15 protein-coding genes are annotated in these 20,967 nt (G+C 71.0%); 10 read left to right on the top strand and 5 right to left on the bottom strand.

Annotation, left to right across the window (positions count from 1 at the left end):
- Window positions 1-49 precede the first annotated feature (49 nt).
- The 4 genes from thyX (at window position 50) to DVA86_RS24615 (ending at window position 6,690) form a co-directional block, all read left to right on the top strand.
- Complete coding sequence (thyX, locus tag DVA86_RS24630; protein WP_208881520.1) at window positions 50-790, top strand: FAD-dependent thymidylate synthase; 741 nt, start codon at window positions 50-52, stop codon at window positions 788-790.
- Window positions 791-953: 163 nt separating this feature from the next.
- On the top strand, window positions 954-1,853 hold the full coding sequence (gene dapA / locus DVA86_RS24625) for a 4-hydroxy-tetrahydrodipicolinate synthase (RefSeq protein ID WP_208881518.1): 900 nt from the start codon (window positions 954-956) through the stop codon (window positions 1,851-1,853).
- Window positions 1,854-1,962: 109 nt separating this feature from the next.
- On the top strand, window positions 1,963-3,648 hold the full coding sequence (locus tag DVA86_RS24620) for a ribonuclease J (RefSeq protein ID WP_208881517.1): 1,686 nt from the start codon (window positions 1,963-1,965) through the stop codon (window positions 3,646-3,648).
- Between the two features lie 465 nt (window positions 3,649-4,113).
- Complete coding sequence (locus DVA86_RS24615; protein WP_208885111.1) at window positions 4,114-6,690, top strand: ATP-binding protein; 2,577 nt, start codon at window positions 4,114-4,116, stop codon at window positions 6,688-6,690.
- Window positions 6,691-6,721: 31 nt separating this feature from the next.
- On the opposite strand, the gene DVA86_RS24610 is transcribed toward DVA86_RS24615, so the two are convergent.
- From DVA86_RS24610 to panB, 3 genes are all read right to left on the bottom strand, one after another.
- The gene (locus DVA86_RS24610) at window positions 6,722-7,585 is read right to left on the bottom strand and encodes an ABC transporter permease (RefSeq protein WP_208881515.1); all 864 of its coding nucleotides are present in this window, start codon (window positions 7,583-7,585) and stop codon (window positions 6,722-6,724) included.
- The gene (locus DVA86_RS24605) at window positions 7,582-8,607 is read right to left on the bottom strand and encodes an ATP-binding cassette domain-containing protein (RefSeq protein ID WP_208881514.1); all 1,026 of its coding nucleotides are present in this window, start codon (window positions 8,605-8,607) and stop codon (window positions 7,582-7,584) included. Before DVA86_RS24605 ends, DVA86_RS24610 begins: the two co-directional genes overlap by 4 nt.
- A gap of 146 nt (window positions 8,608-8,753) precedes the next feature.
- Window positions 8,754-9,668, bottom strand: a complete 915-nt coding sequence (gene panB, locus DVA86_RS24600) for a 3-methyl-2-oxobutanoate hydroxymethyltransferase (protein WP_208881512.1) — start codon at window positions 9,666-9,668, stop codon at window positions 8,754-8,756.
- A gap of 172 nt (window positions 9,669-9,840) precedes the next feature.
- Here panB and DVA86_RS24595 point away from each other — a divergent pair, with 172 nt between their 5' ends.
- From DVA86_RS24595 to DVA86_RS24580, 4 genes are all read left to right on the top strand, one after another.
- Window positions 9,841-11,496: an MFS transporter gene (locus DVA86_RS24595; protein WP_208881510.1), complete on the top strand. Its 1,656-nt coding sequence runs from the start codon at window positions 9,841-9,843 to the stop codon at window positions 11,494-11,496.
- A complete protein-coding gene (locus tag DVA86_RS24590; RefSeq protein ID WP_208881509.1) occupies window positions 11,493-12,188 on the top strand; it encodes a TetR/AcrR family transcriptional regulator in 696 nt (231 codons plus the stop codon). Before DVA86_RS24595 ends, DVA86_RS24590 begins: the two co-directional genes overlap by 4 nt.
- A gap of 397 nt (window positions 12,189-12,585) precedes the next feature.
- Window positions 12,586-13,503 (top strand): endonuclease/exonuclease/phosphatase family protein, encoded by a 918-nt coding sequence (locus tag DVA86_RS24585; protein ID WP_425470998.1) that lies wholly within the window; start codon window positions 12,586-12,588, stop codon window positions 13,501-13,503.
- Between the two features lie 242 nt (window positions 13,504-13,745).
- A complete protein-coding gene (locus DVA86_RS24580; protein WP_208881505.1) occupies window positions 13,746-14,984 on the top strand; it encodes an MFS transporter in 1,239 nt (412 codons plus the stop codon).
- Window positions 14,985-15,039: 55 nt separating this feature from the next.
- Here DVA86_RS24580 and DVA86_RS24575 read toward each other — a convergent pair whose 3' ends face one another.
- Window positions 15,040-16,794: an NAD+ synthase gene (locus DVA86_RS24575; RefSeq protein WP_208881503.1), complete on the bottom strand. Its 1,755-nt coding sequence runs from the start codon at window positions 16,792-16,794 to the stop codon at window positions 15,040-15,042.
- A 182-nt stretch (window positions 16,795-16,976) separates the two neighbouring features.
- Here DVA86_RS24575 and DVA86_RS24570 point away from each other — a divergent pair, with 182 nt between their 5' ends.
- Entirely contained in the window at window positions 16,977-18,050 is a 1,074-nt protein-coding gene (locus DVA86_RS24570) for a helix-turn-helix domain-containing protein (RefSeq protein ID WP_208881501.1), read from the top strand.
- Between the two features lie 167 nt (window positions 18,051-18,217).
- On the top strand, window positions 18,218-19,420 hold the full coding sequence (locus DVA86_RS24565) for a S8 family peptidase (RefSeq protein WP_208881499.1): 1,203 nt from the start codon (window positions 18,218-18,220) through the stop codon (window positions 19,418-19,420).
- Window positions 19,421-19,613: 193 nt separating this feature from the next.
- Here DVA86_RS24565 and DVA86_RS24560 read toward each other — a convergent pair whose 3' ends face one another.
- Window positions 19,614-20,963, bottom strand: coding sequence for an NAD(P)/FAD-dependent oxidoreductase (locus tag DVA86_RS24560; RefSeq protein ID WP_208881498.1), 1,350 nt, complete (start codon window positions 20,961-20,963; stop codon window positions 19,614-19,616).
- Window positions 20,964-20,967 lie beyond the last annotated feature (4 nt).

The following is a 20,967-nucleotide window of genomic DNA, read 5'->3' as shown; positions in this document are numbered from 1 at the left end:
CCGTAGGCTGAGCGCCGCCCCTTGAGTACGTACGTGGAAGGATCCGCCGGTGACCCGAGCCGACACCCCCGCCCCGACCCCCAGCTTCCGCAGCGACGTCACGGTCGAGCTGGTCAAGCACAGCGCCGCCGACACGGACGTGCTGTGGGCGGCCAGGGTCTCCACCGCCGGGGAGCAGTCCCTGGAGGAGCTGCACAAGGACCCGGAGCGTTCCAAGGGTCTGATCAACTTCCTGATGCGGGACCGCCACGGCAGCCCCTTCGAGCACAACTCCATGACCTTCTTCGTCAGCGCCCCGCTCTTCGTCTTCCGCGAGTTCCACCGCCACCGCGTCGGCTGGTCGTACAACGAGGAATCAGGCAGGTATCGCCAGCTCGAGCCCGTCTTCTACGTCCCGGACGAGTCCCGCAAGCTCGTCCAGGAGGGCCGCCCCGGGAAGTACGTCTTCGTCGAGGGCACCGAGGCGCAGCACGAGCTGGTGGGCCGCGCCATGACGGACTCGTACCGGCAGGCGTACGAGACGTACGAGGAGATGCTCGCCGCCGGCGTCGCCCGCGAGGTGGCTCGGGCGGTGCTGCCGGTGGGGCTCTATTCGTCGATGTACGCGACGTGCAACGCCCGCTCGCTGATGCACTTCCTCGGCCTCCGCACGCAGCACGAGGAGGCGCGGGTGCCGTCCTTCCCGCAGCGGGAGATCGAGATGGTGGCGGAGCTGATGGAGGCCGAGTGGGCGAAGCTGATGCCGCTGACGTACGCGGCCTTCAATGCCAACGGGCGTACGGCGCCGTGAGGTCCGCGTTTCCCGGTGTCCGTATTGCGACATTTCGAGAAGTTCATCTAGGCTGATTGAACGGACTCGGCACTGCCTGAACCCCCGAGCAGGCAGTGCCGGGCTCCGTATCCGACCGCCCCGAGGGAGCGACCGACCGCTGGCTGCGAGTAGCGTGGGACCCATGGCTCCGACCTCCACACCGCAGACGCCCTTCGGGCGGGTCCTGACCGCGATGGTCACGCCGTTCACCGCGGACGGCGCTCTCGACCTCGACGGCGCACAGCAGCTCGCCGCCCATCTGGTCGACGCCGGGAACGACGGTCTGATCGTGAACGGCACCACCGGCGAATCCCCGACCACGAGCGACGCGGAGAAAGCCCAGCTCGTACGGGCCGTGGTGGAGGCAGTCGGCGACCGTGCCCATGTGGTGGCCGGAGCGGGCACGAACGACACGGCGCACAGCCTGGAGCTGGCCCGTGCCGCCGAGAAGGCGGGGGCGAACGGCCTGCTCGCCGTGACGCCGTACTACAGCAAGCCGCCGCAGGAGGGCCTCTACCGGCACTTCACGGCCATCGCGGACGCCACCGAGCTGCCGGTTATGCTGTATGACATCCCCGGCCGCAGCGGCGTCCCGATCAACACCGAGACGATCGTGCGGCTCGCCGAGCACCCCCGCATCGTCGCGAACAAGGACGCCAAGGGCGACCTCGGCCGCGCCAGCTGGGCCATCGCGACCAGTGGCCTGGCCTGGTACAGCGGGGACGACATGCTCAACCTGCCGCTCCTCTCGGTCGGCGCCATCGGCTACGTATCGGTCGTCGGACACCTCGTCGCGCCCGAGCTGCGCGCCATGCTGGAAGCACACGTGAGCGGTGACGTCGTCAAGGCGACCGAGATCCACCAGAAGCTGCTGCCCGTCTTCACGGGAATGTTCCGCACGCAGGGCGTCATCACGACCAAGGCCGCCCTCGCCCTCAAGGGACTGCCCGCCGGACCGCTGCGGATGCCGCTGGTCGAGCTGTCGCCGGAAGAGACCGAGCAGCTCAAGCACGATCTCGCGGTCGGCGGAGTGCAGCTCTGACTTCAGACTTCACAACTGAATACCGACCAACAACTGCAAGTGAACGAAAATCGCTCGCGCCACGTGACCCCCACACAGGTCGCGTGGCGTGCGTGGTAAGGAGAGTCTTTTGAGTCATCCGCATCCCGAGCTCGGCTCACCGCCGCAGCTCCCCGAGGGCGGCCTGCGTGTCACCCCGCTCGGCGGCCTGGGCGAAATCGGCCGCAACATGACGGTGTTCGAGTACGGCGGGAGACTGCTGATCGTCGACTGCGGCGTCCTCTTCCCCGAAGAGGAACAGCCCGGCGTCGACCTGATCCTCCCGGACTTCAGCTCCGTACGGGACCGTCTCGACGACATCGACGGCATCGTGCTGACGCACGGCCACGAGGACCACATCGGCGGAATCCCGTACCTGCTCCGCGAGAAGGCGGACATCCCGCTGATCGGCTCCAAGCTCACGCTGGCACTCATCGAGGCCAAGCTGCAGGAGCACCGCATCCGCCCGTACACGCTGGAGGTCCGCGAGGACCACCGTGAGCGCATCGGGCCGTTCGACTGCGAGTTCGTCGCGGTCAACCACTCCATCCCCGACGCGCTGGCCGTCGCCATCCGCACTCCCGCGGGCATGGTCGTGCACACGGGCGACTTCAAGATGGACCAGCTGCCGCTCGACGGCCGGCTGACGGACCTGCGCGCCTTCGCGCGGCTCGGCGAAGAGGGCATCGACCTGCTGCTCTCCGACTCGACCAACGCCGAGGTGCCGGGCTTCGTCCCGCCCGAGCGGGACATCTCGCAGGTGCTGCGGCAGGTCTTCGACAGCGCGCAGAAGCGCATCATCGTCGCGAGCTTCGCCTCGCACGTGCACCGCATCCAGCAGATCCTCGACGCGGCGCACGAGTACGGGCGCCGCGTCGCTTTCGTCGGACGCTCGATGGTGCGGAACATGGGCATCGCCCGCGATCTCGGTTATCTACGGGTCCCGGCCGGGCTTGTCGTGGACGTCAAGACGCTCGACGACCTGCCGGACGACGAGGTGGTGCTGGTCTGCACCGGCTCGCAGGGCGAGCCCATGGCGGCGCTGTCCCGGATGGCGAACCGGGACCATCAGATCCGTATCGTCCCCGGCGACACGGTGATCCTGGCGTCCTCGCTGATCCCCGGCAACGAGAACGCGGTCTACCGCGTCATCAACGGGCTCACCCGGTGGGGCGCCAACGTGGTCCACAAGGGCAACGCCAAGGTCCATGTCTCCGGCCACGCTTCGGCGGGCGAGCTGCTGTACTTCTACAACATCTGCCAGCCGAAGAACCTGATGCCCGTGCACGGCGAATGGCGCCACCTCCGCGCGAACGCCGAACTCGGCGCCCTCACCGGCGTACCGCGAGAACGTGTCGTCATCGCGGAGGACGGTGTGGTCGTCGACCTGGTGCAGGGCATGGCGAAGATCGTCGGCAAGGTGCAGGCCGGTTACGTGTACGTCGACGGGCTGTCGGTCGGCGACGTCACCGAGTCCTCGCTCAAGGACCGGCGGATTCTGGGGGACGAGGGCATCATTTCCGTCTTCGTCGTCGTGGACAGCAGCACGGGGAAGATCGTGGGCGGCCCGCACGTGCAGTCACGCGGCTCCGGCATCGACGAGTCGGACTTCAGTGCGGTCATCCCGAAGATCGACGAGGCGCTGGCCAAGTCGGCCCAGGACGGCATCTCGGAGCCGCACCAACTCCAGCAGCTGGTACGGCGTTCGGTGGGCAAGTGGGTGTCTGACACCTACCGCCGGAGGCCGATGATCCTGCCCGTGGTCGTCGAGGTCTGACGGCCCAACAGGAGCCGGGGCGCCTCGATTTGCATCCAGGCGCCCCGCTCCAGTACGTTTACGGCTCCACCACAGGGGAACCCGGCCGCAGTTCTGCGCCGGAGAGCCCCGGCTGGAGAAATTCGGACCGGAATTCGGAACGAAGATCGTCTGGTAAAGTGGAAAACACGAAGGGAAGCGCCCGGAGGGTCCCGGTGAAACGGGTCCGATGGAAGCGTCCGTTCTTTGAGAACTCAACAGCGTGCTAAAAGTCAACGCCAGATATGTTGATACCCCGCCCCTTGTTTTTGTGGGGGGTATGGGTTCCTTTGAAGAACAACACACAGCGAGGATGCTGTGGACGTGTCCGGGTTATTCCCCTGGGCCGTCCCGCTCCCTGTGATGTCAGCTCTCTAGCTTTCTTGCTGGAGCCCCGGCCCCCGCCGTACGGGCGCCCCCGCGCCCGGCACCCTTCCCGCCGGGAACCTGCGCACCCGGCTCACCTCCTTCGTCGGCCGCGAAGCCGACCTCGACGCCATCCGTACGGATCTGCGCGGCGCGCGCCTCGTCACGCTGCTCGGCGCCGGCGGCGCCGGGAAGACGCGGCTGTCGCAGGAGGCCGCCGAGTCCGTCGCCGACCGCTGGCCCGACGGCGTCTGGCTGGCCGAACTCGCCCCCGTACGCGACCCGGACGCCATCGCCGAGGCCGTCCTGACCGCACTCGGCGGGCGCGAGACCGTCCTGCGCGGCAGCACCGCCGAGGGGCTGCGCGCCGCCACGGACCCGCACGCCCTCGATCCGCTCGCCCAGCTCGCGGAGCGCTGCGCCAGCCGCCACATGCTGCTCGTCCTGGACAACTGCGAGCACGTCGTGGACGCCGCCGCCACCCTGGTCGAGACGCTGCTGCTGGAGTGCCCGCACGTCACGGTGCTCGCCACCAGCCGGGAGCCGCTGGGCGTGCCGGGGGAGTCCGTACGGCCCGTGGAACCGCTGCCCGACCCGGTGGCGCTGCGGCTGCTCGCCGACCGGGGCGCGGCGGCGCTGCCCGGGTTCCGTACGGAGGCGGATCCGGAGGCCTGCGCCGAGATCTGCCGCCGGCTGGACGGGCTGCCGCTCGCCATCGAACTGGCCGCCGCCCGGCTGCGTTCGCTCACCCCGCGCCAGCTCGCCGACCGGCTGGACGACCGGTTCCGGCTGCTGACGGGCGGCAGCCGTACGGTGCTGCCGCGGCAGCAAGCGCTGCGCGCGGTCGTCGACTGGTCCTGGGACCTGCTGGACGACGCCGAACGCGCCGTGCTGCGGCGCCTGTCGGTGTTCTCCGGCGGCTGTGAGCTGGACCAGGCGGAGGCGGTCTGCGCGGACGGCGACGCCGAGCCGGCCGCCCGGCTGGTCGACCCGCGCGACGTGGCCGCCCTGCTGGGCGCGCTTGTCGACAAGTCGCTGGTCGTCGCGGCACCGGCGGGGCCGGGCGGGATGCGGTACAGGCTGCTGGAGACCGTCGCCGAGTACGCCTCCGAGCGCCTCGACGAGGCGGGCGAGCGGTCCGCGGCCGAACGGCGGCACCTCGTCGCGTACCGCGAACTGGCCCGTACGGCCGACCCGTTGCTGCGCGGCCCCGCCCAACGGGAGTGGCTGGAACGGCTCGAGAGCGACCACGACAACGTACGCACCGCGCTCCGCCGCGCCGTCGCCGCCCGCGACGAGCACGAGGCGCTCTGCCTCGTGCTGTCCATGTACTGGTTCTGGGAGCTGCGCGGCCACCGCTCCGACGCCACCACCTGGTCGAAGGCGGCGTCCGACCTCGGCCCCGACCCGTTCGCGGAGCCCGGCGTGCGCGCGCCCGCGCTCCGCGAGCGCTGCACCGACGCGCCTCCGCCCATGAGCCCGGAGCAGCTGGCGGAGGCCCGGCGCGAGGCGTGGATCATCCACTTCGCCTGCGCCCAGCCCGACGTGATGTGGGTCAACTCCGAGGAGGGCCGCGGGCAGTTGCGGGTGCTGGCCGAGACGTACGCCCCGGGCCAGCCGCAGGTGTGCCGGCCGCCCGCCGCGTCCTGGTTCTTCGCGCTGCTCGTGCTGGGCGAGTACGTCCAGGTGAACGAGGTCCTGGAGGCCTCCGTACGCAGCTGCCGCGAGTCGGGCGCCGAGTGGGAGCTGGCCATGACGCTCCACATGCGCTGCAGGATGCTCAACGAACGTCCGGGCGGGCTCGAACAGAGCGAGCTGGACGCCGAGGAGAGCCTCGCCCTCTTCACCCGGCTCGGCGACCAGTGGGGCGTCGCCGAGGCGCTCTCGGGGCGCGGCGAGGCGTACGAGCGGCTCGGCCGGCTGGCCGAGGCGGCGGGGGACTACCGCAGGGCCATCACCCTCGCGGAGGAGCTGGGCGCGCACTCTCAGGTGCCGATGCTGCGGGCGCGGCTGGCCGGGGTGCTGCTGGAGTCCGACGACGACTCGCTCGGCGAGGAGGGCGAGGACGCCGAGGCCATGCTCTACGAGGCCGTCGAGCAGGGCGAGCGCTCGGGCGGCGACACAGGGCACTTCGCACGCGTCGGGCTCGCGATGCGGCTGGGCCGCGAAGGGCGCGTCGAGGAGGCACGGGAGCAGATCCGCGCGCTGCGGGGCACGTTCGAGCAGTGGGCGCCGTCGTTCTTCTGCGGCATGATCGACGGGCTGGACGGCTACCTCGACGTACGGGCGGGCGAACCGAGGGCGGGGCTGGCCAAGTTGCGCGGCGCGATTGCGGGCATGCGCTCCGATCCGCTCACCCAGATCGTCGCGCCGCAGATGGTCGTCTGGTGGCTGGCCACCGTCGCCGAGGCGATGAGCGGCATCGGGCGGGCGGACACCGCGGCGCGGCTGCTGGGCGCGTACGACGTGCAGCGCGAGCCGTTCGGCAACGTGCCCGTGGTCACCCGCGAGTGCCGGGACCGCGCGGCGCGCGCGGCCCGTACGGAGCTGGGCGACACGGTGTACGAGCGGTTGTACGCCGAGGGCGGTGGCCTCACCCCCGACGAGGCCGCCACGCTGGCCGGCACGCACGATGACGGGCCGGCCGACGGGACGTGAGCCGACGGACGGGCCGGTGCCGCTCAGGTCTTCAGGTCTTCTTGCGGAACTGCGCGATCGCGACCGGCGCCGTGACCGCCGTCAGCCCTATCGACCAGATCACCGTCCACATCGCCGGACTTGCGACGGCGCCCTCGCCGAGCATCAGGCCGCGTGAGGCATCCGCCACGTGCGTCAGCGGGTTGACGTTGGTGAACGCCTCCAGCCAGCCCGGCATGGTGCCGACGGGCACGAAGACCGACGAGCCGAACTGCAGCGGCATGATCACCAGGAACGAGACGCCCTGCACGGCCTGCGCCGTACGCATCGTCAGCCCCAGCACCATGAAGATCCACACCAGCGAGGCGCCGAACAGCGTCGTCAGGCCCACCCCGGCGAGCATCTCCAGCCAGCGGCCCTCGATGTCCAGGCCGACCATGAAGCCCACCGCCAGCAGCACGATGATGGCGACCAGCATCCGGGCTATCTCCACCACGACCTTGGCGACCAGCACCGAGGAGCGGGCTATGGGCATGGACCGGAAGCGGTCCATCACGCCCTTGCGGAAGTCCTCGTTGATGCCGGTGCCGACGGCCATGGCGATGTTCATGCCCATCATCGCCATCATGCCGGGCATCAGGTAGTTGGTGTACGCGTCCCGGTCGCCGTCACCGCCGCCGGTGCCGATCGCGCCGCCGAAGACGTACACGAACAGCAGGGTGAAGATGATGGGCATCAGGAGCGCGTCCATCATGGACTCGGGGTCCTGCTTGATCTGCAGGGCGTTGCGCCGCACGAGCGCGCCGATGTGTCTCAGGTTGCCGCGGAGGCCGATCCGGCCGTCGTCGGCGCCCGGCTTCGCCGGAGGCGACTCGCCGGGCGTGGCGGGCGTACGGGAAACGGTGGCGGTGCTCACGCCGCTACCTCCTTGAGTTCGGGCTGCTGCCCGTCCGGGTCGTCCTGGCGCGTGGCCTTCTGGCCGGTGATGGCCAGGAACACCTCGTCCAGGCTGGGCATGTGGGTGGAGATGTCGGCGATCGCGAAGCCCCGCTCGCCCAGCAGCCCGACCACAGCGGTCAGTTGCTCGTCGCTGATGATCGGGACGGCCACCACGCCGCGCGCTTCGTCGGCCGCCGCGCCCGCCACCCCGTCCAGACCGGCCTGCGCGAGGGCGCCGACCATGCGGTTCAGCTCGCCCGGGTCGGTGGGGCGCACCTCCAGCGTCCGGCCGCCGACCCGCGCCTTCAGCTCGGGCACTCTGCCCTCGGCGATGACCTTGCCCTGGTCGAAGACGACCAGCTCACTGGCGAGCTGCTCGGCCTCCTCCATGTACTGCGTGGTGAGCAGCACCGTGTTGCCCCCGCCGACGATGCGCTCGATCTCGTCCCAGACCTCGTTGCGCGTACGCGGGTCGAGGCCCGTGGTCGGCTCGTCCAGGAAGAGGACCTTGGGGTGGCCGATCATGGAGGCGGCCAGGTCGAGCCGGCGGCGCATGCCCCCCGAATACTTCATCACCGGCTTCTTGGCGGCGTCCGTCAGCGAGAACCGCTCCAGCATCTCGTCGGCGCGCTTGCGGGCCGCGGCGCGGGGCAGGTCGAGCAGCCGCCCGATCATGTAGAGGTTCTCCCAGCCGGCGAGCTTCTCGTCCACCGAGGCGTACTGCCCGGTGAGGCCGATCGTCCGGCGCAGCTGCCGGGGCTGCCGCACCACGTCGTGCCCCGCGACGGTGGCCGTGCCCGCGTCGGGCAGGAGCAGCGTGGAGAGGATGCGTACGAGGGTCGTCTTGCCCGCGCCGTTCGGCCCGAGCACGCCCATCACGGTGCCCTCGCGCACGTCCAGGTCGATGCCGTCGACCGCTCTGGTGTCCCCGAAGTGCTTTACCAGGCCGCGGACTTCGACGGCGTGCGGGCCGTGCCCGTTGGTGTCCTGTCGCGTCATGGATCCCAAGATGCCACCCGCCACCGACAAACCCCCGACATCCCGCCTACACGCACGAACCGCCCCGCACTCGGCGAGTGCGGGGCGGTGGGTGCGTACGGGCACGGGCCGGGGCGAACCCGGCACGGTGGCGGTCCCGGGCGCGGTTACGTGAAGCTGTGCTCGGCCTGCGGGAAGCCGCCGCCCGTCACGTCCTCGGCGAACGCCTTCGCCGCGCCGCCCAGCGTCTCGCGCAGCGCCGCGTACTGCTTGACGAAGCGCGGCAGCCTGCCCGGTGTCAGGCCCGCCATGTCCGTCCACACGAGCACCTGGGCGTCGCAGTCCGGGCCGGCGCCGATGCCGATGGTCGGCACCTCCAAGGCGCGGGTGACCTCGGCCGCCAGTCCGGCCGGGACCATCTCGAGGACGACCGCGAAGGCGCCCGCCTCCTGGGCCGCCTTGGCGTCCCGCAGCACCTCGTGCGCGTCCTGCTCGCCGCGGCCCTGCACGCGGTACCCCATGGCGTTCACCGACTGCGGCGTGAGGCCGAGGTGGGACATCACGGGGATGCCGGCCGAGACCAGCAGCTCGGTCTGGGCCAGCGAGCGCTGGCCGCCCTCGAGCTTGATCGCGCCGACGCCCGACTCCTTGACCAGCCGGGTGGCGTTCCGCAGGGCCTGCGACGGGCCCTCCTGGTACGCCCCGAAGGGCAGGTCGGCCACGATGAGGGACCGCTTGGTGCCCCGTACGACCGCGGCCGAGAGGATCGCCATCTCGTCCATGGTGACCGGGACGGTGGTCTCGTAGCCGAGATGGCAGTTGCCCATGGAGTCGCCGACGAGCAGTACGGGGATGCCCGACTCGTCGAAGACGGAGGCGGTCATCGCGTCGTACGCGGTGAGCATGGGCCACTTCTCGCCGCGGCCCTTGGCAGCGGCGAGATCGCGGATGGTGATGCGGCGGTTCTGGGCACCGCCGTAGAGCGACTTGGGGGAGGACTTGGCTCCGGCGTCCGCGGCGGAAGCGTCCGCGGCGGGGGCACTCGGGGTCTGAGCGCCGGCAGAGAGGTGGGCAGGCGTCATCGCACTGGCTCCTGTTGGTCGTCGTCTCGAGGCGCCCTTACGGCGTCCCCGGATCTCCTGTCCATGCTGGCACGTGCCGGGGCCGCGCGGAAGGGCCGTCCAGGGACGGCTCTTGACCCTCCCTTTACGATACGAGACGACCCCGTATCGTAAAGGGTTTACGCTGGTGGGCATGAGTTCTCCCGTATCCGGGGCCGTTTCCGGGCCCGTGTCCGAGGCCGTGCACCGGCGGCGCTGGGCCATCCTCGGCGTGCTGATGTTCAGCGTGCTGATCGTCGTGCTCGACAACTCGATCCTGAACGTCGCCATGAAGACCATCGCGCAGCCCGCCCCCACGGGGCTGGGCGCCAGCCAGAGCGAGCTGGAGTGGGCGATCAACTCGTACACGCTGGTCTTCGCCGGGCTCCTGTTCACCGCGGGGCTGCTGGGCGACCGGATCGGGCGCAAGAAGGTGCTGCTGTTCGGGATGCTCGTGTTCGGCATCGGCTCGGTGCTGGCCGCCGTCTCCGGCTCGCCCGGCGAACTCGTCGCCTTCCGCGCCCTGATGGGCCTCGGCGGCGCCTTCGTGATGCCCGCCACACTCGCCATCCTCATGAACGTCTTCGAGCGCGAGGAGCAGGCCAAGGCCATCGGGATATGGGCCGGCGCCGTCGGGCTCGCCATCGCCATCGGCCCGATCACCGGCGGGGTGCTGCTGGAGCACTTCTGGTGGGGCTCGGTCTTCCTGGTCAACGTGCCGATCGTGGTCGTCGCCGTGCTCGCGATGGCCCTGCTCGTACCGGACTCCCGCGATCCGCGCCCCGGCCGTGTCGACGCGAAGGGCGTGCTGCTGTCCGTGGCCGGGCTGGTGCTGCTCGTCTACGGCATCATCAAGGGCGGCCAGCTCGCCGACTTCGCCGACACCGAGGTGCTGCTCACGGCGGGGGCCGGACTGCTGCTGCTCGCCGCGTTCGTGCTGCACGAGAAGCGCAGCGACCATCCGGCGCTGGACATGCGGTACTTCCGGAACCCGGCCTTCTCGGCCGCCGTCGCCGCCATCGCGCTGGTCTTCTTCGCGCTGATGGGCGTCACGTTCTTCAGCGTCTTCTACATGCAGAGCGTCCGCGGCTACTCCCCGCTCGCCGCCGGTCTGCTGCTCCTGCCGCTCGCCGTCGCCCAGATGGTGTTCGCGCCGAGGGCGCGGCTGGTTGTCGAACGGTTCGGAGCGAAGGCCGTCTGCACGGTCGGGCTGACCCTCGTGGGCGCGGCCATGGCCGGCTTCCTGCTGCTCGACCGGGACACGCCGCTGTGGGTGCTGGAGGTCATCTACTTCGTGATGGGTACGGCGATGGCGCACGTCATGCCGCCCGCGACGGTCTCGATCATGCAGGCGCTGCCGCGCGAGAAGGCCGGTTCCGGATCGGCGGTGAACAACACGTTCCGGCAGGTCGGCGGCTCCCTCGGGGTCGCGGTGCTGGGCTCGCTGCTGTCCGCCACGTACCGCGCGAGCGTCGAGGACGATCTCCAGCGGGTGCCGCCGGAGGCGCGGCACGCGGCGGGGGAGTCGATCGAGGGCACGCTGGCCCTCGCGGAGAAGCTGGGCCCGGCGGGCCGGGCGCTGGTCGACCCGGCCAAGTCCGCGTTCATCGACGCGATGCACGTCACGGTGGTGTGCGCGGCGGCGGTGGCGCTCGTCGGCGCGCTCGTCGTGGCGATCTGGCTGCCGGGCAAGCCCGCGGAGAGCGAAGCCGGCTCGGGCGGTCCCGAGGGCACGGGCGGCGGCGCGGAGGGCGACGCCGGCGCGGGCGGCGACAGGGCCGCCGCGGGCAGCGGAGGCGGTCCCCGGTGACCGCGGCGGACACGGGCCGAGGGACGGCCGCGGGCCGGGATACGGGCACCGGCCGGGACGCGGACGTACGGGCGGACGCGGACGATGTACGGCCGCCCTCCGCCCGCCGCGGACGCCCGCGGAACGCCGCCGCGGACACAGCGATCGTCGAGGCCGTGCTGCGGCTGCTGGAGGACGGGGCGAGCGTGGACGCGCTGTCCATCGAACGCATCGCCCGCACCGCAGGTGTCGGCAAGGCCACCGTCTACCGCCGCTGGACCGGCAAGAACGCCCTGCTCCTCGATGTGATGCGGACCCTGGACGAGCCCGCGGCCATACCGCCCGGCGAGTCCGTACGCGACGACCTCGTGCACCTCCTGGAACAGCTCCGCCGGCGCGGCCTGGCCAAACGGAACTCCGTGCTGCTGCGCACCATGATCAGCCACTTCCAGAGCCATCCGGGGCTGTGGCGCGAGTACCACGACACCGTGATCGAGGTGCGCCGGAAGCTCCTGTACGACGTGCTCCAGCGCGGCGTCGCCGGCGGCGAGCTGCGGGACGACATCGACATCGAAGTGCTGGAGGAGCTGTTCACCGGGCCGATGCTGGCGCGCGCGATCCTGCACGAGGGCAAGGACCTGCCGGAGGGGCTGGCCGAGCAGATCGTCGACGGGGTGCTCCAGGGCGTCGGCCCGCGCGCCCCGCACCCGTAACAGCGGCCCGCGCCCCGCACCCGTAACGGCGCCGCGGGGGCGGCGAGCCGTACGGGACCGCCCCGCGCCGGCCGCCCGGTATGTGCGCGTTCTGTCACAGCCGCGCGCACCGCGCGCCCAGCCGGAACCTGCCGTACCGCACCCCTCGTCCTGCACTCGGTACGGGCTTGAGGCACCTGGCGTCCCCGACCGCACGAACCGCGCGGGTTTCGCCGACTTCGCGGGTATCGCCGGTGGTCACCTATGGTTCCTCAGTCAGCAGCACGGTAATTGAGGACGGCGCATGGCACGGGTGTTCACCACGGAGGCCGCGGATTCTGTCGATGGCCGGCCACCACGTCCCCGCGGTGCCGCCGAGCGGCTGCGGAGCGCCTTCGGCGGCTGGCGCGGCGAGGGCATGTGGCGGCGCGGCTGGCTGCTCGCGGCCGTCGCGCTGCTGCTCGGCCTGGCGCTCCTGCTGCACGCGGAGGTGCCCAACGCGTTCGGGAACCTCGGCTCGCTGTGGGAGACGTTCCTGCCGTGGGGCGGTCTGCTCGTGCCGGTGCTGCTCGTCGGCGCGCTGATCCGGCGCTCCGTCACGGCGCTCGCCGCGCTGCTGGTGCCGACGCTCGTCTGGGTGGACCTGTTCGGCGGCCTGGTGTCCGACCGCACCGGACCGGAGGGCGACTTCACGGTCGTCACGCACAACGTCAACGCGGACAACCCGGACCCGGCCGGCACCGCGCGCCAACTCGTGGGCTCGGGCGCCGAGGTCATCGCGCTGGAGGAGATCGCGGGCAGCCGCGTCCGCACGTACGAGGAGGAGCTCGCGGAGGCGTACCCGTACCACGACGTGCAGGGCACCGTGGGCGTCTGGAGCCGCTACCCGCTGAAGGACTCCGAGCACGTCGACATCGGCATGGGCTGGAAGCGCGCGCTCCGCACGACCGTACGGACACCGCAGGGCGAGGTCGCGGTCTACGCGGCGCACCTGCCGTCCGTACGCGTGCAGTTCCGCTCCGGCTTCACTGCCGGGAAGCGGGACGAGAGCGTGCGGATGCTCGGCCGCAGGATCTCCTCCGACCCGGTGCGGCGCGTCATCCTGCTCGGGGACCTGAACGGCACGATGAACGACCGCGCGCTGGCGCCCGTCACCTCGCAGCTGCGCTCGACGCAGGGCGCGAGCGGGGACGGGATGGGCTTCAGCTGGCCGGCGTCGTTCCCGATGGCGCGCATCGACCAGATCATGGTGAAGGGCGTCGACCCGGCGTCGTCGTGGACGATGGACGCGACGGGCAGCGACCACCTGCCGGTGGCGGCGTCAGTGAACCTCTGACGCGCGAGCCGCTCCCGTACGGGTCCCTGCCGCGCCCCTGTGACGTACGCCTCTGAAGTGTTCGCCCGCGCGAAACACGCTGGTTTCTTCCGGGAGCACGGGACCCTGTAGACTTTGTTCAGTCTGAGAACATATTGAGAGCGGCCCACCCGGCCCGACGACGGCGTCGGCGCGCGTGCAGACACCGCTCGCTCCCCTCCCGCGTGACTGTCGCTCCACCCTGCCGGAAAGGTTCCACCGCCATGCCCCTGGCCTTGCTCGCTCTCGCGATCAGCGCCTTCGGAATAGGCACGACCGAGTTCGTGATGATGGGCCTGCTGCCCAACGTCGCGGAGGACCTCGACACGTCGGTGCCCACCGCCGGATACCTCGTCTCCGCCTACGCCGTCGGCGTCGTCCTCGGGGCGCCGCTCCTCACCGCCTTCGGCAACCGCGTACCGCGCCGGCGGATGCTCGTCCTGCTGATGGGCGTCTTCGTCGCCGGGAACCTCGCCTCCGCCCTCGCGCCCGGCTACGGCACGCTGCTCGCCGGCCGGCTGCTGGCCGGGCTCCCGCACGGCGCCTTCTTCGGCGTCGGGGCCGTCGTCGCCGCGCGGCTGGTCGCCGAGGACCGGCGGGCGCGCGCCGTGGCCACCATGTTCCTGGGGCTGACCGTCGCCAACATCGTCGGCGTGCCCGCCGGCACCGCACTCGGCCAGGCGCTCGGCTGGCGGGCGACGTTCCTGGTGGTCACGGCCATCGGTGTGGCCGCGATGGTGGCGCTCGCCACGCTCGTACCGCACCTGCCGCTGGAGCAGCACCGCGGCGTACGGCACGAGATCCGCGCACTCGGCGACCGCCAGGTGCTGCTCGGGCTGCTGACCGCCGTCCTCGGCTTCGGCGGTGTCTTCGCCGTGTACAGCTATCTCGCCTCGATGATGACCGAGGTCACCGGCCTCGCCGAGTCCTCCGTGACGCTGGTGCTGGCGCTGTTCGGCATCGGCATGACGCTGGGCGCGCTCGCCGCGGGACCGCTGACCGACCGGGCGTTGCGGCCCACGCTGTACGGGGGGCTCGGCTCGCTCGCCGTCGCGCTGCTCGTCTTCCACGCCGTGGTCGAGATCCGGTGGGCCGCGCTGGTGATGGTCGCGGTGCTGGGCGCGGTCGGCTTCATGACGACCACGCCGCTGCAGATGCTCGTCATGCAGAAGGCGCGGCACGCGCCCACGCTGGCGTCCGCGTCCAACCACTCCGCGTTCAACCTCGCCAACGCGGGCGGCGCGTGGCTGGGCGGCGTCGCCATCGCCGCCGGCTGGGGCTGGACCTCGCCGATGCTGGTGGGCGCCGTGCTGGCGGCCTCCGGGCTGGGCGTCGCGCTGCTCGCGGGGATGCTGGACAAGCCCGCGACCGGCTCCGTCTCGCGGGTCGTCGCCCGCGCGCCCGGCACCGGACCGCGCGAGTCCGCGCCGGCCGCGGCCTCCGCCGAGCGCGTACACAGCTAGAGGCGCGTACACAGCGGGAGGGGGCGACCGTACGGCCGCCCCTGTCCCGCTCCGCTCAGGAGCCCGTCTCGCGCCAGTGGTTGGTGATCGGCAGCCGGCGGTCCTTGCCGAAGCCCTTCGCGGAGATCTTCGTGCCCGGCGGGTACTGCCGCCGCTTGTACTCCGCGCTGTCCGTCATCCGCAGCACGCGGTTGACCAGTTCGGCGTCGAAGCCGCGCGCGACGATCTCGTCCCGGCCCCGGTCCTGGTCGACGTACAGCTCCAGGACGCGGTCCAGCACGTCGTAGTCGGGCAGCGAGTCGGTGTCCCGCTGGTCCGGGCGCAGTTCGGCGCTGGGCGGCTTGGTGATGGAGCGCTCCGGGACGGGCGGCGTGTGGCCGCGCTCGGCCGCCGCCTTGTTGCGCCACTTCGCGAGCCGGAAGACGGTCGTCTTGTAGACGTCCTTGATCGGCCCGTACGCGCCCACCGAGTCGCCGTAGAGCGTCGAATAGCCGCAGGCCAGCTCGGACTTGTTGCCCGGGGCCAGCACGATGTGGCCCTCCTGGTTGGACAGCGCCATCAGCATGGTGCCGCGCAGCCGCGACTGGAGGTTCTCCTCGGCGAGGCCGGTGAGGGCGAGTGACTCCATGTACGCGTCGAACATCGGGCCGATCGGCACCGTACACAGCTGGAGCCCCGTACGCCGCGCCAGCTCCTCCGCGTCCTCCAGGGAGTGGTCCGAGGAGTAGCGGGACGGCATCGCGACGCCGTACACGTTGCCCGCGCCGACCGCGTCGCACGCGATGGCGGCGGTCAGCGCCGAGTCGATGCCGCCGGAGAGGCCGACGAGCACGGAGCGGAAGCCGTTCTTCGCGGCGTACGCGCGCAGCCCGACGACCAGCGCGGTGTAGACCTCCTCGTCGTCCTCCAGGCGCGGCGCCTCGCTGCCGGTGACCTCCGGCTCGTACGGCGCGAGCGGCTCGGCGGACAGCGTGACGTGGTCGATCCGCAGCCCGTCGTCGACCGTGCCGGACGGCACCGGGCCCGCGGCGGGCAGCTCCAGGTCGAGTACGACGCAGCCCTCCTCGAACTGCGGTGCCCGCGCGATCACTCCGCCGTCCCGGTCGACCACGATCGAGTCGCCGTCGAAGACCAGCTCGTCCTGGCCGCCGATCATCGCCAGGTACGCCGTGCTGCACCCCGCCTCCTGCGCCCGCTTGCGTACGAGGTCGAGCCGGGTGTCGTCCTTGTCCCGCTCGTACGGCGACGCGTTGACCGACAGGAGCAGCCCGGCACCGGCCGTACGGGCGGCGGGCACCCGCCCGCCGTCCTGCCACAGGTCCTCGCAGATGGCCAGCGCCACGTCCACGCCGTGCACCCGGACCACGGGCAGCGTCTCGCCCGGCACGAAGTAGCGGAACTCGTCGAAGACGCCGTAGTTGGGGAGGTGGTGCTTGGCGAACGTCAGCACCACCTCGCCGCCGTGCAGCACCGCGGCGGCGTTCTGCGGGGCGCCGGCGGGCTGCCCGTAGCGGGGCTGCGGCTGCTCGACGCGGTCCAGATAGCCGACGACGACCGGGGTGTCCCCGAAGCCCTCCGCGTCGAGCCGCCGGGCCAGCGCGCGCAGCGCGGCGCGGCTCGCCTCGACGAACGAGGGGCGCAGCGCCAGGTCCTCGACCGGGTAGCCGGTCAGCATCATCTCGGGGAACGCCACGAGGTGCGCCCCCTGCTGGACGGAGTGCCGCGTCCAGTGGACGACGGCGGCGGAGTTGCCGTCGAGATCGCCGACGGTGGAGTCGATCTGATTCAGGGCGAGACGTAGTTGAGGCACGTCTCCACTGTAATCGTCTTACTGACGCGATGGGGGCGGAGCGGACCGCGCACCCCGTACGGGCTCCCGGCGCACTTCCGTACGGGCTGTCCGCGCGGTGGCCGCCCCATGACGGGGTGACGCCGTCACCTGGCGGAGTTACGACATTGACGCGAACTCGCCACCACGAAGATGATGCGTTCATGCTGGAGGCGCTCGATCTTGACCCCGTACAGCAGCAGACCTACGAGGCGCTTGTGGACGGGGCACTCACAGTCCCCGAGCTCCGTTCCTCACTCGGGATTCCCGCCACCCGGATCAGGGCGACGCTGGGCACGCTGCAGGAGCTGAACCTGGTCGAACGGGTCGCCGGTTCCCGCGGTGATCCGGACCGCTATCTTCCCGTGTCGCCGGATGTCGCGTTCGACACACTCCTGGCCACCCGCGAGGAGGAGCTGCAGCGCGCCCGCCGGCACGTCCAGCAGCTGGCCGCGCGGTTCCGCGCCAACAGCGACGCCCGCGACCCGACGGACCTGGTGGAGATCGTCACCGGGCGGGCGGCGGTAATCCAGCAGGTCGACCAGCTGCAGCGCAGCGCGCGGCGGCAGATCCGCGGCATCGACCGGCCCCCGTACGTCAACAGCGGCCCGGACCGGCGCGATCCGAAGACCGGCATGATGCCGCTCCAGGAGCAGACGATGCGCCGCGGCGTCGGCTACCGCGTCATCTACGACATGGAGGGCCTGGCCACCTTCCACCGCCTGGACATGGACATCGAGGCCTGTGCCGAACTGGGCGAGGACGCCCGGGTGATGGCCGGCACGCCCACGAAGATGATGATCGCCGACGACCGGCTCGGGCTGATCCCGCTGCGCGCGGCGCCGTACGAGGTGGCCAGCAGCGTCGTGGTGCACCCCTCGGGGCTGCTGGAGGCGCTGTGCGAGTTCTTCGAGGTGCTGTGGGCGGGCGCGCTGCCGCTCAGCGACCATCTCGCCGAGCGTTCGGGCGGCTCCGCGGACGGGCCCGAACCGGACGACGGCAGGCTGCTCGCCCTGCTCAGCACCGGTCTCACCGACCAGGTGATGGCGCGTCAGCTGGGCATCAGCCACCGTACGTTCCAGCGCCGGCTGCGCAATCTGATGAAGCGGTTCGGGGCGACCACGCGCTTCCAGCTCGGCCTGCGGGCCGCGAGCCAGGGTTGGGTGGAGGCGGGCAACGAGCGGGCGGCGGAGCGTTCGGGGGAGCGGCCCAACGCGGGTTCCACGGGCGGCGGCTGAGCCCGTACGGGGGGCGGAAACGCACCAGGGCGAGTCGCCCCGTATTGCTGACAGAAAACCCAATTGCCCGTTTCTCGGGGCCTCTTGTTACTCGCCGGTGAATGCGGTTGGCTGATCTGCATGCGCCCCCACACAGCGCTACCCCCACACGAGAAGGACTTTGCGATATGGCAGTAAAGCGTAAGAAGCTCGCCGTCAGCATCTCCGCCGCAGTCGCCGCGGCGGCCATCGGTACGGTCGTCGCCCTGCCCACCGCCAACGCCGCTCCGGCCGAGGGCACGGTCGTCGGTGCCAAGTCCGAGACCGCGATCAAGGGCAGCTACATCGTCACCCTGAAGAAGTCCGCGTTCAAGGCGGACTCGGCGAGTGGCAAGTCGGTCGTCGCCGACCACGGCGGCAAGGTGAAGCGGACCTTCAGCCACGCGCTGAACGGCTACTCCGCTTCCATGTCCGCCCAGGAGGCGCGCGAGCTGGCCGCCGACCCCGCGGTCGACAAGGTTTTCGCCAACCAGCAGCACACCATATCCGGCGAGCAGCCGAACCCGGAGAACTGGGGCCTCGACCGGATCGACCAGCCCGAGCTGCCGCTCGACGAGAAGTACACCTACCCGGACTCGGGCGGCGAGGGTGTCACCGCGTACATCATCGACACCGGTGTCCACAAGTCGCACACGGACTTCGGCGGCCGTGCCACGGACGGCATCGACACCGTCGACGGTGACGAGGAGGCCCAGGACGGCAACGGGCACGGCACGCACGTGGCCAGCACCGTCGCGGGCGAGAAGTACGGCGTGGCCAAGAAGGCCGACATCGTGGGCGTCCGGGTGCTCGACGACCAGGGCTCCGGCACCACCGAGGGCGTCGTCGCGGGCATCGACTGGGTGACCGAGAACGCCGACGGCCCGTCGGTGGCCAACATGTCGCTCGGCGGTGGCGCGGACGAGGCTCTGGACGAGGCCGTGCGCAACTCCATCTCCGCGGGCGTCACCTACGGTGTCGCGGCCGGCAACGAGAGCTCGGACGCCGGCAACTCCTCGCCCGCGCGGGTGACGGAAGCCATCACGGTGGGCGCCACGGACAACACCGACGCGCAGGCCGACTTCTCCAACTACGGCGAGGTCCTCGACATCTACGCGCCGGGCGTGGACATCACCGCGGCCTGGAACACCGGTGACGACGCGACCGACACCATCTCGGGTACGTCCATGGCCACCCCGCACGTCGTGGGTGCCGCGGCCGTGTACCTGGGCGGCCACACCGACGCCACGCCCGAGGCCGTCTCCACGGCTCTGGTCGAGGGTGCTTCCTCTGACGTCGTCGGCAACCCGGGCGAGGGCTCCCCGAACAAGCTGCTCAACATCGTCGAGTGACACACGAGTTGAGTGACTCTCGGGTGGTCTGACGACCGCACCACAACCGACCGCGGTCCGGCACACACAACGCCGGGCCGCGGTCGGCGTGTTCGGGCACGCCCGGACCGCGGGGGTCCGTGTGTGGGGGGCTGGTCGGGAAGGGCCGTACTGAGGGCCGTACCGGGGGCCGGGCCGAACCGGGCCGCGCGGCCTAGAAGCTGGGCGCCGCGGACGGGGCGCGCAGGGTCCCGAGGTACGGGCGCCACAGGTGCTCGGGGTCGTTCTCCACGGTGGTCACGATGTCCCGCATCGCCTTGAGCGCGACGGGCTCCTCGCCGTCGTAGAAGTCGCCCTGGAGCATCTTCAGCACGTCGATGCGGTACCGCGGGTCCTGCACGAACGCGGTGAACAGCACGTTCAGCCGGTAGTAGATGGAGATGAACTCGTACCAGTTCTTCACCGCGCGGCGCAGCGTGTCCTCGTACGCCGCGAACCGCGCCTTCCGGAAGTCCCCGGCCTTGTGCGCGGCGACGATGTCACGCGCCGCCAGCCGCGCGCTGTTGAGCGCGACGCTCACGCCGCTGGAGAAGATCGGGTCGACGAACCGTGCCGCGTCGCCGATCAGCAGGAAGCGGTCGCCGCAGATCCGCTGCATGGCGTAGCTGTAGTCGCCCTCGGCCTTGAACGGGGTGACGCGCTCGGTCTTCCGCAGCGCGTCGAGCAGGTCCTGCCGGCTGCCGACGGTGTCCCAGAAGAACTTCTCCCGGTCGGCGTTGGCCGCCTTGAACCGCTCCTTCTGGGTCACGACCCCGATGCTGGTGACGGTGTCGGTGATGGGGATCTGCCACATCCAGGTGTCCTCGAGCGGGAGGAAGTGGATGTAGATGTAGTCGGACTTGCCGGGGCCGGTCGCCATCGCCGAGCGGTCGAGCCCCTCGAACCAGGTGTGCACCGCGTACTGGTTGAAGACCGGGTCCGCGACCTTCACCTTCAGCTGCTTGCCCAGCATGGTCTGCCGGCCGGACGCGTCGATCACCATGCGGGCGGTGAAGTCCACCTGGCGCGGGCCGATCCGGCAGTTGAGCGTGACGCTGTCCGGGTCGGTGTCGAAGTCCGCCTTGAGCACGCGCGTACGGGGGAACACGTGCGCCCCCTGTTTCTCCGCATGCTTCAGCAGGATGAGGTCGAACTTCGCCCGGTCGACGTGGTACGTGTGCTCGCGGTGTACGCCGGGCTGGTCGCGCTCCACGAACATGACCTCGGCGGCGCGGAAGTCGTGGTCGAGTCCCGTGAAGCCGTTGTGCGGCACGTCGCGGTGCTCGGCCGAGGTCCAGGCCGCCCCGTACTTCTTGGGGAAGCCGGCGGCCTCGATGTCGTCCATGACGCCGATCTCGTCCAGGACGGGCATCGTCGCGGGCACGAGCGACTCCCCGACGTGCGGCCGCGGGAACATCTCCCCTTCGAACACGGCCACCGACAGTCCTGCGGAGGCGAGATACGAGGCCATGGCCGAGCCGGCCGGGCCGCCGCCGATGATCGCGGCATCGAAATCGGGTTCCATGATT

Origin of the sequence: Streptomyces armeniacus, assembly GCF_003355155.1 — a bacterium.
GTDB classification, from domain to species: Bacteria; Actinomycetota; Actinomycetes; order Streptomycetales; family Streptomycetaceae; genus Streptomyces; species Streptomyces armeniacus.
The sequence above is the reverse complement of the archived record's forward strand: the minus strand, read 5'-3'. Positions and strand labels throughout refer to the sequence as shown.